7 protein-coding genes are annotated in these 13382 nt (G+C 67.2%); 4 read left to right on the top strand and 3 right to left on the bottom strand.

The window, feature by feature from the left end; all coding sequences use genetic code 11:
* Nucleotides 1–89: 89 nt before the first annotated feature.
* A complete protein-coding gene (locus tag AB0M51_RS16515; protein ID WP_344193680.1) occupies nt 90–4034 on the top strand; it encodes a GH92 family glycosyl hydrolase in 3945 nt (1314 codons plus the stop codon).
* Nucleotides 4035–4237: 203 nt separating this feature from the next.
* Here AB0M51_RS16515 and AB0M51_RS16510 read toward each other — a convergent pair whose 3' ends face one another.
* Together AB0M51_RS16510 and AB0M51_RS16505 are read right to left on the bottom strand one after the other, a co-directional pair.
* A complete protein-coding gene (locus AB0M51_RS16510) occupies nt 4238–5431 on the bottom strand; it encodes a mannosyltransferase family protein (protein WP_344193678.1) in 1194 nt (397 codons plus the stop codon).
* Between the two features lie 87 nt (nt 5432–5518).
* Complete coding sequence (locus AB0M51_RS16505) at nt 5519–7768, bottom strand: transglycosylase domain-containing protein (protein WP_363749522.1); 2250 nt, start codon at nt 7766–7768, stop codon at nt 5519–5521.
* Between the two features lie 176 nt (nt 7769–7944).
* On the opposite strand from AB0M51_RS16505, the gene AB0M51_RS16500 reads away from it, so the two are divergent.
* A complete protein-coding gene (locus AB0M51_RS16500) occupies nt 7945–10029 on the top strand; it encodes a family 43 glycosylhydrolase (protein WP_344193673.1) in 2085 nt (694 codons plus the stop codon).
* Here the strand turns inward: AB0M51_RS16500 and AB0M51_RS16495 are convergent.
* A complete protein-coding gene (locus tag AB0M51_RS16495) occupies nt 10019–11500 on the bottom strand; it encodes a TIGR00366 family protein (RefSeq protein WP_344193671.1) in 1482 nt (493 codons plus the stop codon). The genes AB0M51_RS16500 and AB0M51_RS16495 overlap by 11 nt on opposite strands.
* Before the next feature lie 214 nt (nt 11501–11714).
* On the opposite strand from AB0M51_RS16495, the gene AB0M51_RS16490 reads away from it, so the two are divergent.
* Both AB0M51_RS16490 and AB0M51_RS16485 read left to right on the top strand, forming a co-directional pair.
* Nucleotides 11715–12299 (top strand): PadR family transcriptional regulator, encoded by a 585-nt coding sequence (locus tag AB0M51_RS16490; RefSeq protein ID WP_131284360.1) that lies wholly within the window; start codon nt 11715–11717, stop codon nt 12297–12299.
* Nucleotides 12296–13375 carry an inositol-3-phosphate synthase gene (locus AB0M51_RS16485; RefSeq protein ID WP_363749521.1) on the top strand — a complete coding sequence of 360 codons (1080 nt, stop codon included), beginning with the start codon at nt 12296–12298 and terminating at the stop codon, nt 13373–13375. Before AB0M51_RS16490 ends, AB0M51_RS16485 begins: the two co-directional genes overlap by 4 nt.
* Nucleotides 13376–13382: the final 7 nt, after the last annotated feature.

Below are 13382 nucleotides of genomic sequence, written 5' to 3'. Positions count from 1 at the left end.
CGGCCGTGCTAGGAGCGTAGATGGATCTCCGCCGCCGCCCACTGGGGCTCGTCGCGTCTCTCACGTTGGTTGTGACAATGTCTGTTGCCATGACGCCAGCGCATGCCGCGTCACCGGCTGCCTCCGAGCAGCCCGTGGTGAGCGGCTCGTCGTACTTCACCTCGTTCGAGTCCGGGCAGCCGCAGCCCGGCTATACCGACGCCGTGGAGACCGGCGCGGACGGGAAGCCGCGCACCGACGGTGTCCGCGGCCCCACGCCGACCGGGATCGGCGGCAGCCAGATGGACAAGGTCACGAAGGTGACCGCGAACGGCGAGAACACCGGTGGCGGCGAGATCGCCACCAACGCCGCCGACGGCGACAAGTTCACCAAGTGGCTGGTGTTCGAGCCGACCGGCTGGCTGGTCTACCAGACCTCGACGCCGGTCGTCATCAAGAAGTACGCGCTGACCTCGGCGAACGACGCCGACGGCCGCGACCCGAAGAACTGGACGGTGTCCGGCTCGAACGACGGCACCACCTGGACCACGCTGGACACCCAGTCGAACCAGGACTTCGCGAACCGGTTCCAGACCAAGGAGTACAGCTTCGCCAACGACACGGCGTACACGTACTTCAAGCTCGACATCACGCTGAACCACGGCGAGAACATCGTCCAGCTCGCCGACTGGTACCTCTCGAACGGCGACCCGCTGCCGCCACCCGGACCGGTCGCGGAATCGCGGCTCGACTCCGGCCCGACCAGCGCGTACAACGCCCGCGCCCGGGTCGGCTTCACCGGTGTGAAGTCCTTCCGGTACGCCGGTCACCAGGACGCGACGGGCCGCGGGTACACGTGGAACAAGATCTCCGACGTCGACCTCAAGGTCGGCAAGGACACCCGGCTGTCGTACAAGATCTTCCCTGAGCACGTCGAGGGCGACCTCAGCTATCCCAGTACGTACGCCGCGCTGGACCTGGCCTTCGACGACGGGACGTACCTGAGCGACCTGAAGGCGAAGGACCATCACGGGTTCGAGCTGAGCCCGCGCGGTCAGGGCGACTCGAAGGCGCTGTACACGAACCAGTGGAACAACGTCGAGGCCGACCTCGGCACGGTGGCCGCCGGCAAGACGATCAAGCGGATCCTGATCGGCTACGACAAGCCGTCCGGGCCTGCGGACTTCCGCGGCTGGGTGGACGACATCCGGATCGCCGCCGCGATCAACCCGGACCGCGCGGCGCAGAAGACCGCGGCCAAGCACCCGTCGGACCTGGCGCTCACCACCCGCGGTACGAACGCGACCGGCGGCTTCTCGCGGGGCAACAACTTCCCGGCGACCGCCGTACCGCACGGTTTCAACTTCTGGACGCCGGTCACGAACGCCGGCTCCACGTCCTGGCTGTACGACTACGCCAAGGGCAACAACGAGGCCAACCGGCCGACCATGCAGGCGCTGTCGATCAGCCACGAGCCGAGTCCGTGGATGGGTGATCGGCAGACGTTCCAGGTGATGCCGTCGACGGCGGACACGCCGACCGCGGACCGCAAGGCGCGCGCCTGGTCGTTCAGTCACGACAACGAGATCGCCCGTCCGTACTACTACGGCGTCACGTTCGACAACGGCAACGCGGCCGAGATCGCGCCGACCGACCACGCCGCGATGCTGCGCTTCAGCTTCCCGGCCGGCAAGGCGTCGCTGGTCTTCGACAACGTCAACAACAGCGGTGGTCTCACCCTCGACCCGACGACGGGCGTGGTCACCGGGTACTCCGACATCAAGAGCGGGTTGTCCACAGGCGCCGGCCGGTTGTTCGTGTACGGCGTGGTCGACCAGAAGGTCCTTGCCTCGGGCAAGCTGTCGAACGGCGGCGGCGCGAACGTCGGCGGCTACTTCATGTTCGGCGCGAAGACCACCCAGGTGCAGCTCCGGATCGCGACCTCACTGATCGGCACCGAGCAGGCTCGCAAGAACCTCGAGATGGAGCTCCCGGCCGGCTCCAAGTTCAACGAGGTCAAGGACGCCGCCCAGGCCGCGTGGGACGCCAAGCTGAGCACGATCGAGGTCGAAGGCGCCACCGCCGACCAGCTGACCTCGCTGTACTCGAACCTCTACCGGCTGTTCCTCTACCCGAACAACGGTTCCGAGAACACCGGCACCGCTGCCAAGCCCGTGATCAGCTACGCGTCGCCGACCTCCCCCAAGGTGGGTACCGACACGCCGACCGAGACCGGTTCGAAGATCGTGGCCGGTCAGACGTACGTCAACAACGGCTTCTGGGACACCTACCGCACGGTGTGGCCGGCGTACTCGCTGTTCTCCCAGGACGACGCGGCCGCGCTGGTCAACGGCTTCGTGCAGCAGTACAAGGACGGCGGGTGGATCTCCCGCTGGTCCTCCCCCGGCTACGCGAACCTGATGGTCGGTACGTCGTCCGACGTGGCCTTCGCGGACGCGTACCTCAAGGGGATCAAGGGCATCGACGTCCAGGACATGTACGACGCGGCCGTGAAGAACGCGTCCGTCGTACCGCCGTCGCAGAACGTCGGCCGCAAGGGCATGGACCTGTCCACGTTCAACGGCTACACGGCCAACACCACCGGTGAGGGCTTCAGCTGGTCGATGGACGGCTACATCAACGACTTCGGGATCGCGAACCTGTCGAAGGCGTTGTACGACAAGGCGAGGAAGAACGACCCGCGCAAGCAGGAGTACCTGGACAACTACAAGTACTTCCTGAACCGGGCCCGGAACTACGTGACGCTGTTCGACCCGGCGGTCGGGTTCTTCCAGGGCAAGGACCCGAACGGGGTCTGGGGTAACTCGCCCAGTACGTTCGACCCGCGCGACTGGGGTCACGACTACACCGAGACGAACGCGTGGAACATGGCGTTCTCGACACCGCAGGACGGGGCCGGACTGGCCGCGATCTACGGCGGCCGGGACGGGCTCGCGAAGAAGCTGGACGAGTTCTTCAGCACGCCCGAGGACGCCCTGCACACCGGCGGGTACGGCGGCACGATCCACGAGATGCTCGAGGCCCGCGACGTCCGGATGGGCCAGTACGGCCACAGCAACCAGCCGTCGCACCACATCACCTACATGTACGACGTGGCCGGGCAGCCGTGGAAGACGCAGGAGAAGGTGCGCGAGGTGCTGTCCCGGCTGTACACCGGCTCCGAGATCGGGCAGGGGTACCCGGGCGACGAGGACAACGGCGAGATGTCGTCGTGGTACCTGTTCAGCTCGCTCGGCTTCTACCCGCTGCAGGTCGGCTCACCGTCGTACGCGATCGGTTCGCCGCTGTTCACGAAGGCGACCATCAGGCTCGCCGGCGGTAAGAAGCTCGTGGTGTCCGCGCCCGGCAACAGCTCGAAGAACATCTACGTGAAGAGCGTCCGCGTGAACGGTAAGCAGTGGACGTCCACGTCGTTGCCGCACGACCTGATCGCGAACGGCGGCAAGATCGAGTTCGAGATGACCGACCAGCCGACCAAGTGGGGCACCGGCCGCAACGACGCCCCGCCGTCGATCACCAAGCCGGGCGAGGACCCGATGACCTGGCGGGACTCCACCTCGGACACCGGCGCGGTGATCGGTGCGGGCGGTACCGACGTCTCGACGCTGATCGACAACGACGCGAAGACGCAGGTCACGCTGACCGGTGACCGGCCGACCGTCACGGTCGCCCTCCCGCAGGGCCGCCCGGTCGGCATGTACACGCTGACCAGCGGCGCCACCGGTACGGCGCCGTCCGCATGGACGCTGGAGGGCTCGAACGACGGTACGACGTGGACGACCGTGGACCGGCGTACGAACGAGTCTTGGGCGTGGGCGTCGTACACGAGGTCCTTCAGCGTCGCCTCGCCGAAGGCCTACACGCAGTACCGCCTGGTGTTCGCCCCGGCGACCGACGGCGTCACCCTCGCCGAGATCGAACTCCTCGGCACCCTGAAGGGCGTCGAGCCCGGCACCCACCCGAGCGACAAGCGCGTCGCCGAGACGAAGCCGAGCCCGACCCCGTCCCAGTCGATCGACCGCAACTGGGGCTGATCGAACACGAGGGCGACGGCAGTTGCCGTCGCCCTCGGTACGGGTTACCCGGCGGAGCCTGCCCCTGAGAGGTTCCGCCGGAACTTAAGGAGGGGTGGCGGTCCCCGCCCGGACTGCCACCCCTTCATCCCTAACGACGCTCGAAGCTCGTCAGGGGTTGCCTCTTCGCAAAACTGTCCACATGCCGGACATCGCAAGAGGAGCTAGCCGGACCAGCGGCCGGTGAAGAACGCCGCAGCCCACACGGCGGCCAGTGGTATCGCCAGACCCAGGTAGAGCCGCCCGAGCCACGGTTTTCGCCTGATCAGGACCGCCAGGCCGATCCACAGCGGCCACATGAGCAGGGTGGCCCGAGTGAGCGAGAAGACCCAGTACGACGTACAGAAGGCGCCCAGCGTCGCGGCGACCCACGCGGACTCGCCCCAGGAGCGGCGCCAGAGCAGCCAGACCAGGAGCAGCAGGCAGACCAACAGCGCGACCAGCTCGGCCCGGAACATCCACGTCCAGTCGGTACGGTCCGCCGGGAACCGGCCCTTGGTTGCGGCCTCCACCGTGTGCTGAAGCGACGTCCACGGCCAGGTGAACTTGCGGGGCCACCCCTTCTCCTGCGCCTCGTGCCAGGCGAACCAGGAACCGTGGATCTGCTTCAGGTACGCCATGAAGCCCAGCACCGGTACCAGGGGAAGAGCCAGCCACGGCAGCGACAACCAGTCCCGCTTCTTCGAGGTCAGGAACTCGACACCGAGCGCGAAGATCAGGAACAACCCGGAGACTCGTACGGTCGACGCCAGCGCGACGAAGATCGCCGCGCGGGCCCAACGCCCCTGCCGCGCCGCCAGCCAGGCGGGGAACGCGAACGCACAGAACAGCGACTCCGTGTACCCGGCGGCGAGGAACACTCCCACCGGGGCGCCGTACCAGACCATGGCCGCGTTCGGCCCGATCCCCTTCAACTCCGGGAACTCGTACTCCGCCAGCCGCGCCAGGTACACGCCCGCGACCGCACTGGCGACGGCCGAGACCACAATGCCCGAGGCAACGTATCCGATGCCGCTGTACGCGACGATGTGCACGAGCAACGGGAAACCCGGAAAGAACGCCGCCAACGGCGCGCCGGACGGCTCACCGTGGTTGTACCCGTACTGGGCGACCGCGTTCAGATGCCAGACGTCCCACTGCAGCCAGGCCCGCCAGACGTTCGGGTAGTCGGAACCGCGGTTGAACAGCAGCGGCGCCGACACCGAAAGCACGAACAGCCCGATCCGGGACACCAGCCACCACCCGAGCACCTCCCGCCCGAGCGCCGACGGCATCCACCGCTGCCACCAGACTCCGTCCACCCGGGCGCGCCGCGCCCGCCCCGGCCGAGGCTCGCCGGCGGCCGCGCGCTCAAACACGCCGCCACCACCGCACACCGCAGTCCGCCCGAGTCACCCCTCTATCGTCCCCCATCCGGGTTCCAGCCGTCCGGACGACCTCGAGGACTACTGGCCGCCGGTGCCGGGTGTGCTGGTCGGCTTGGTCGTCGCGCCGCCGGTCGGCAACGGGATGACCGGGGTGTTCGTCGGTTGCGTCGGCTTGGTCTTGGTGGGCCTGGTCTTCGTCGGGGTGTTGGTCGGAGTGTTCGGCGGCGGAGTGCTCGGCGGAGGCGTGCTGGGGGGCGGAGTACTCGGCGGCGGGGTGCTCGACGGGGTGTTCGTCGGCGTATTCGTCGGCGGCGTGTACGAAGGCGTGGTGGTGTCCGTGACCTGGTCCGGGTTCGCCTCCGGGAAGGCTTCCTCCGGAGCGCCCTCGAGGGCCGGCTTCATGAAGGCCAGCCAGGTCTGCAGCGGCCAGTTGCCGCCGAAGAACGCCTTGTCGCTGGAGTACGGGTCGAGGTTGCTCTCACCGGTCTTACCAGCCCGGTAGACGACCGAGGTCGACATCTGGGGCGTGTAGCCGGTCCACCACGAGGTCAGCGTCGCGGACCCCTGCATGCAACCACCGCAGGCCTTGTCCTTGGCGCGGTCCTCGACGGCCACGCCACCCGCCGTACCGGTCTTGCCGGCCACCGGGCGACCCAGCGCCTTGGCGCCGGTACCGGTGCCGTCGGTCACGACGTCCTGCAGAGCGAAGTTGACCTGCCGCGCGACGTCCTGCCGAATGGTCTGCTTCTTGTACTTGTCGAGGCTCTTGTCGGTGAACAGGACCTTGCCGTCCGGCCCCTTGACCTCGCTGATCACGTGCAGCGGCGCGTACATCCCGTCCGCCGCGAACGTCGCGTAGGCCTCGGCCATGTCGACCGCGGACGCGTACGGGTCCGGACCGAGGACGGTCGACGGGTTGTGCCGCCCGTCTTCGAGGGCCTTGGTCTGCGGGATACCTGCCGCCTCCGCAGCGTTGACGACCTTGTTGGGCCCGTCGTCCATCTGGTTGTCGACCAGGTCGTAGAAGGCGGTGTTGATGGACTGCTCGGTAGCCTTCAGCAGCGTCACGTCACCGTAGTCGCGGTTGAACTCGTTGCCGAGCTTCTGGCCCTGGACCTTGATCGGGCTGTCGCCCTGGAAGATGTCGTAGAGGCTCTTGCCGTCCTCCAGCGCCGCGGCCAGCGCGAACGGCTTGAACCCGGAGCCCGGCCGGGCCTTCGCGGTCGCCCAGTTCAGCTGGCTCTTCAGATAGTCCGGACCGCCGTACATCGCGAGCAGTCTTCCGGTGCCCGGCTCGACCGTTGCCATCCCGACGTGGAGGTTGTCCCGCTTGTCCGGCAACTTGTTCAGAGCCGCCTTGATCATCGTCTTCTGTTGGCTGTAGCTGAAGGTGGTCGTGACCTTGAGGCCGCCGCCGCTGATCTGGTCCTCGGTGAATCCTCGCTGCAACAGCTCCTTGCGGGCCATGTCGAGCAGGAAACCATTGGGGCCCGCGTAGCGGCTCTTGTTCTCCTTCATGTTCAGCGACGGCAGACTCTTGGCGTACTTCGCCTCTTGGGTCGCGCTGATCGTGCCCATCTGCTGCATGCCGTCGAGCACATAGTGGTACCGCTCGATGATCCGCTTCTTGGTCCGCGGATCCGGGTCCTCTACGTCGTAGAGCGTCGGGTTGTTCAGCACCGTTGCCAGCAGCGCTGCCTGCTGGACCGTCAACAGCTTCGGATTGGGCTGCTTGAAGTAGGCGTCCCCTGCGGCCGAGATGCCGTAGGCGCCCTTGCCGAAGTAGATCGTGTTCAGGTAGCCCTCGAGCGTCGAACTCTTGTCGTGCGTCCGGCCCAGCTTGGTGGCGATGAACAGTTCCTGGAGCTTGCGAGTGACCGTCCGCTCCTGGGTCAGGTACATGACCTTGACGTACTGCTGGGTGATCGTCGAGCCGCCCTGCAACTGCTGACCACGCGCGATGTTCCAGGCGGCTCGCACCATGCCTTGCGGTGAGATGCCGGGGTTGGTCCAGAACGTCCGGTCCTCGGCCGCGATCACCGCGTCCTGGACGTGCTTCGGGATCTGCGTGAGCGGCACCGAATGCCGGTTCTGCTCGAAGAACCTACCGAGCGGCTGCGAGTCGCTGGAGTACGTGACCGTGGTCGTGTTGGTGGCGAACTCCTTGTTCGGGTCCGGGATCTTCGTCGTCTGGTAAATGATGAAGAAGGCCGCGACCGCTCCGATGACCCCGAGGAACATGAGCGCGGCGAGCCAGCCCAGGACCCGCAGCGCCCAATGCTTCTTGCGCCGACGCGGCGGGCTGGCCTTTCTACGAGCTTCACTCACTGTGCAATCCTCGACGATCTCGCTGGAGTCATTGCCCCACAGACTACGGTGGGTGTGGTAACAGGCCCGAATCCGCTCCGGATGCTAGCAATCCCCGGTCGACCTGGCGAAAGTGGTCCACGGAAACTCTCAGCCAGAGCCTTTACAACGTTGGAAGCGTCGGGTTCCCTGGTGATGTGATCCGCCTCTCACTGCTCGCAGCGGGCCTGACGCTGCTCGTCTCCTCGGTCAGTCATGCCGCGGCCCCGCCGGCCGTGGGCTACTCGAATCCCGTCACCGCCGGGTACTCCGCCGACTTCCCGGACCCTTCGATGATCAAGGGCCGCGACGGCTGGTGGTACGCGTACTCGACCGGCGGCCCGTACGCCAAGGACGGCCACGACGGCGACTCGTACAAGATCGCCCGTTCGCGCGACCTCACCCACTGGGAGAAGGTCGGCTCGGTCTTCAACGCGACCAACCGCCCGACCTGGGCGGACCCGAACAGCGGGTTCTGGGCACCGGACATCCGCTACCTCGACGGGAAGTACGTCCTGTACTTCACCGTCCCGAACACCACCACGACCCCGGGCGACTGGGACTACGCGATCGGCGCCGCCACCGCACCGACGCCGGCCGGCCCGTGGACCGACTCCGGCGCACCGGTGGTCGCGCCACGTCCGGCCGCGGGCGGTGGATTCCAGTGGACCATCGACCCGGCCGAGTTCACCGACTCGGACGGTACGCGGTACCTGTACTGGGGCAGCTACAACGGCGGCATTCACGCCGTACGGCTGACGCCTGACGGCCTGCGCACGGTCGGAGCGGTCACCGACGTCGCCCGCGACCGCTTCGAGGGCCCGTACGTCGTGAAGCACGACGGGTACTACTACCTCTTCGGCTCGTCCTCGAACTGCTGCGCCGGCCCGACCACCGGGTACGCCGTATTCGCCGGACGGTCGCGCAGTCCGCTCGGTCCGTTCCTCGACCGCTTCGGAAACGACCTGAACGCGTCCCGCACCGGCGGCACACCGGTAGTGGCGTCAAACGGGAACCGTTGGGTCGGCACCGGTCATTCGTCGGTCGTCACGGACCTCAGCGGCCAGCAGTGGCTCGCGTACCACGCCGTCGACCGCACTGACCCCTTCGTGACCAACAGCAACGGCTGGCTGCTCCGGCCGATGCTGCTCGACCGACTTGACTGGATCGACGGCTGGCCAGAGGTCAACGCGGGCGCCGGCCCGAGCGAGTCCAGCAAGGTCTCGCCCGTCACCACGTCTTCGGCAACTGCGGGCAACGTGCGGGCCGAAGCAGACGTCACAGGCTCCGGTCAGGGCGTCTCCGCCCGCGGTGTGACGGCTGTACTCAGCCAGGGCCACCTGAAGGTGACCAACAGCGTCGGCTTCACCCGGAGCGTTCCGGTACCGCTCGACGCGCCAGGGAACATCGCACTGGAGGTCCGTGGTAACCAGGCGACCGCAGTGTTCAGTGAGGACCGCCTGGGCGATCCGCTGGCGACAGTGCAACTGCCTGCACTCGGTGGCGGAACGGCGGCACCCATGGGCGGCGCCGGCAACTTCTCCGTCGCACCTCTCTACAAGCCCGTCACCCGCGCAGCACCGACGCCGCGCATCGGCAGCGTCGACGGACGCTACTCCGACGAGTTCACCAACGGACTGGGTGCCGGCTGGACCTGGCGCAACGTCAGCCCGGACGCGACCGTCACCAACGGCGAACTGCAGTGGAAGACCGAGGCGAACGACCTCACCGACAACAACACCGCGGCGAAGGCCTCTCTGCTGCTCCGCGACCAGCCGACCGGCAACTTCGTGGTGGAGACCAAGCTGCACCTGGACGTCGGCACCGACACGGTCCGGAACTACCAGCAGGCAGGTCTGCTGGTCTACCTCGACGACGAGAACTGGATGCGGCTCGATCATGTTGCCGGAGGCACCGGCCGGTTCATCGAGTTCGGCAAGCGGATGCGGTTCACCCCGGTCGGAGCTCCGTCCGTCGTCACGTTCGGCGGCGCGATGATCGGCCCGCCGGCCGAAACGACCTGGTTGCGGCTGGCGCACGACGTCGTACCGCAGACCGGCGAGCACCGGTACCGCGCGGCATCCAGCACCGACGGGAAGCACTGGGTGTGGGGCGCGGCGTGGACACTGCCTGCCGGTACGACGCCGCGGATCGGCCTGGTGTCACAGGGCTCGTCGGCGCAGACGGAAGCGCAGTACGGCAAGGCGACCGCACAGTTCGAGTATTTCCGTGTCACGAGGTGACGTGCGGTGCCAGTAGTGTCACCGCGATCAGTGCCGCAGGGAAGCAGGCCAGGAACATCGTGAACGTGTAGCCCATGATGTCGCGGGCCTTGAGTCCGAGGATGGCGAGCGTCGGCAGCATCCAGAACGGTTGCAGCAGGTTGGCGCTCGCCTCCCCGAGGTCGTACACGACGACCATCCAGCCGGCATCTACATGCAGCGTGTTGGCGGCCTGCAGGACGTACGGCGCCTCGATCACCCACTTGCTGCCGCCGCTGGGTACGAAGATGCCGAGGACGCACGAGTAGATCGCGACCAACGGCGGGAACAGGAACTGGTTGCTCGCGTGCACCAGCCAATCGGCCAGCCGCGCCGAGATGCCGGTGTACGCGATCATCCCGAAGATCCCGCCGTACAAGGGAAACTGGAGCAGTACGCCGGCCGCCGCCGGTGCGCCGTCGCGGACCGCGCGGGCCATCCGCCACGGGCGCCAGTGCAGCAGCAACGCGAGCAGGAACAGCACGAGGTTGACCGTGTTCAGATCGAGCGCGTTGAAGAAGTTCTTGCCGCTGAAGTAGCGCACCAGGTAGACCGCGCCCAGCAACACGATCAGCAGGCTGAACAGTGGCGAGTGCTCGAGCCAGTCTCCGGGCCTACGCGCGTCCTGCCGTTGACCGTTGTACGGCGACCCGCGTCCGATCAGCGGTTTCAGCTCGATGCCGATGTCTTCCGCGGTCCGCGCACTTCCTTCGCCAGGCGCGATGAACCATGCCATCGCGACACCGACGACGTACACGATCAACGTCGCGACGACGGCCTGCCAGGTGAAGATCGTGTCGCTGAGCGGGATCAGGCCGTCGGCATGACCGGCCGCCTTGATCACCTCCTGCACCGGAGGCGGACTGCTGCTCGCGCTCGCGACCTGCAGCGCGGCCGAACCCGACAAGCCCTGCGCCCACACGGTTCCGAGGCCGAGGAACGCCATCGCGCCGAGCGCTCGATAGTCCGCCTTCGGCACGTTCCGGGCGACCTCGCGGGCCAGGATCGCGGCGAAGATCAGACTGAAGGCCCAGTTCAGGTACGACGCGAGCATCGCGACCGCGGCGACGAACGCGACAGCGCTCCGCGGGCTCTTCGGGATCCGCGCGAGCCGGGTGATCAACCGGGCGACCGGTCCGCTGGTGGCGACGGCGTACCCGCCGATGATGATCATCGCCATCTGCAGGGTGAACGTGATCAGCGACCAGAACCCGATACCCCAGGCATCGACCATCCCGAAGCCCTTGGTCGCAGCCGGGTCGTCGGGACGTTTCAGCAGCGGCTCGCCGGTGACCAGGCCGAACAGCAGCACCACGAAGGTGCCGACCAGGACGAACCCGAACGCGTCCGGGAGCCACTTCTCGGTGAACGCGGTGAACCGCAGGGCCAGCCGGGCGAGCACGCCCTCGGCCTCGACCTCGGATCGGGCGTGCTTCCCATGACTGTCGGTCATTACCCTCCGCTCCCGGGCTACGACGCTGGGTGTCACTCGATTAACGCAGTTCGGCGCCTGACGTAACAGCTTTCGCGGCGCGGCGGGAGAGAGGGGTGACAAAGGTCGTGTTTGTCAAGAGTTGTCCACAGGCAGCGGGTCTGCTTACAGTGGCGGAGCGATGTATCGAACCGATACATCAGGTCATGACAAACTAGACCGTGGGAGGTGAGTCATGGGAAACCGCAGTGGGGTCCTGGAGCTCGCCGTACTCGGTCTGCTGCACGAAGCGCCGATGCACGGTTACGAGCTCCGCAAACGCGTCAACGCCCAGTTCGGCTGGGGACGCGTGCTGTCGTTCGGTTCGCTCTACCCGTGCCTGAAGGCGATGCTCCGCAACGGGCTGATCACGGCCGACCCCGGGACGCCGGAGTCGGGTCGCCGGCCCAAGATCGTGTACACGATCACCGCCGACGGGAAGGACTACTTCGCGCACGCGATGCACGAAGCCGGTCCGTCGGCCTGGGAGGACGACACCTTCGGCGTCCGCTTCTCGTTCTTCGGCCGGACCGATCCGGCCACCCGGTTACGCATCCTCGAGGGCCGCAGGGCCCGGATGGAGGAGCGGCTGGCCAACTTCCGGGCGGCGATGAGCCGGACGGCGGAGCGGGTCGACGCCTACACCCTCGAGCTGCAACGGCACGGCCTGGAGTCGGCCGAGCGCGAGGTCCGCTGGCTGAACGAGTTGATCGACGGCGAGCGGCGCCAACAGCGGCCCCCTGACCAGCACCATCCGCCTACCCAAGGAGATTCCAGATGACCTCGATCCGAGTGGCGATCGTCGGCGTCGGCAACTGCGCAAGCTCGCTCGTCCAGGGCGTGCACTACTACCGCGACGCCAAGCCCGAGGAGCGTGTCCCGGGTCTGATGCACGTCGTGTTCGGCGAGTACCACGTGCGCGACGTCGAGTTCGTCGCGGCGTTCGACGTGGACGGCAAGAAGGTCGGCCTGGACCTCGCCGACGCGATCGGCGCCAGCGAGAACAACACGATCAAGATCTGCGACGTACCGCCGACCGGCGTGACGGTGCAGCGCGGTCACACCCTCGACGGCCTCGGCAAGTACTACCGGGAGACCATCACCGAGTCCGACGCCGACCCGGTCGACGTGGTCGCGGCGCTGCGCGAGGCGCAGGTCGACGTGCTGGTCTGCTACCTGCCGGTCGGTTCGGAGCAGGCGGCGAAGTTCTACGCGCAGTGCGCGATCGACGCGGGTGTCGCGTTCGTGAACGCGCTGCCGGTGTTCATCGCCGGCACCAAGGAGTGGGCGGACAAGTTCACCGCGGCCGGCCTGCCGATCGTCGGCGACGACATCAAGTCGCAGATCGGCGCCACCATCACGCACCGCGTGCTGACCAAGCTGTTCGAGGACCGCGGCGTCACCGTGGACCGCACGTACCAGCTGAACGTCGGCGGCAACATGGACTTCAAGAACATGCTCGAGCGCGAGCGCCTGGAGTCCAAGAAGATCAGCAAGACCCAGTCGGTCACGTCGCAGCTGCGCGAGGAGATCGAGGACCGCAACGTCCACATCGGCCCGTCGGACTACGTGGCCTGGCTGGACGACCGGAAGTGGGCCTTCATCCGGCTCGAGGGCCGCAACTTCGGCGACGTACCGCTGTCGCTGGAGTACAAGCTCGAGGTCTGGGACTCGCCGAACTCGGCCGGCATCATCATCGACGCGATCCGGGCCGCGAAGATCGCCAAGGACCGCGGCATCGGTGGCCCGATCCTGTCGGCGTCGTCGTACTTCATGAAGTCGCCGCCGGAGCAGTACGCCGACGACGTCTGCCGCGAGCTCGTCGAGAAGTTCATCCGCGGCGAGGTCGAGCGCTGACCTGCTC

Origin of the sequence: Kribbella sp. NPDC051137 (assembly GCF_040682535.1) — a bacterium.
GTDB classification, from domain to species: Bacteria; Actinomycetota; Actinomycetes; order Propionibacteriales; family Kribbellaceae; genus Kribbella; species Kribbella karoonensis.
This window is presented reverse-complemented; position numbering and strand designations above follow the sequence as displayed.

Excerpts from the sequence above, each read along its gene's own strand:
- AB0M51_RS16515 (WP_344193680.1), top strand. The coding sequence starts at position 90 with ATGACGCCAGCGCATGCCGCGTCACCGGCTGCCTCCGAGCAGCCCGTG.
- AB0M51_RS16485 (WP_363749521.1), top strand. The coding sequence starts at position 12,296 with ATGACCTCGATCCGAGTGGCGATCGTCGGCGTCGGCAACTGCGCAAGC.
- AB0M51_RS16490 (WP_131284360.1), top strand. The coding sequence starts at position 11,715 with ATGGGAAACCGCAGTGGGGTCCTGGAGCTCGCCGTACTCGGTCTGCTG.
- AB0M51_RS16495 (WP_344193671.1), bottom strand. The coding sequence starts at position 11,500 with ATGACCGACAGTCATGGGAAGCACGCCCGATCCGAGGTCGAGGCCGAG.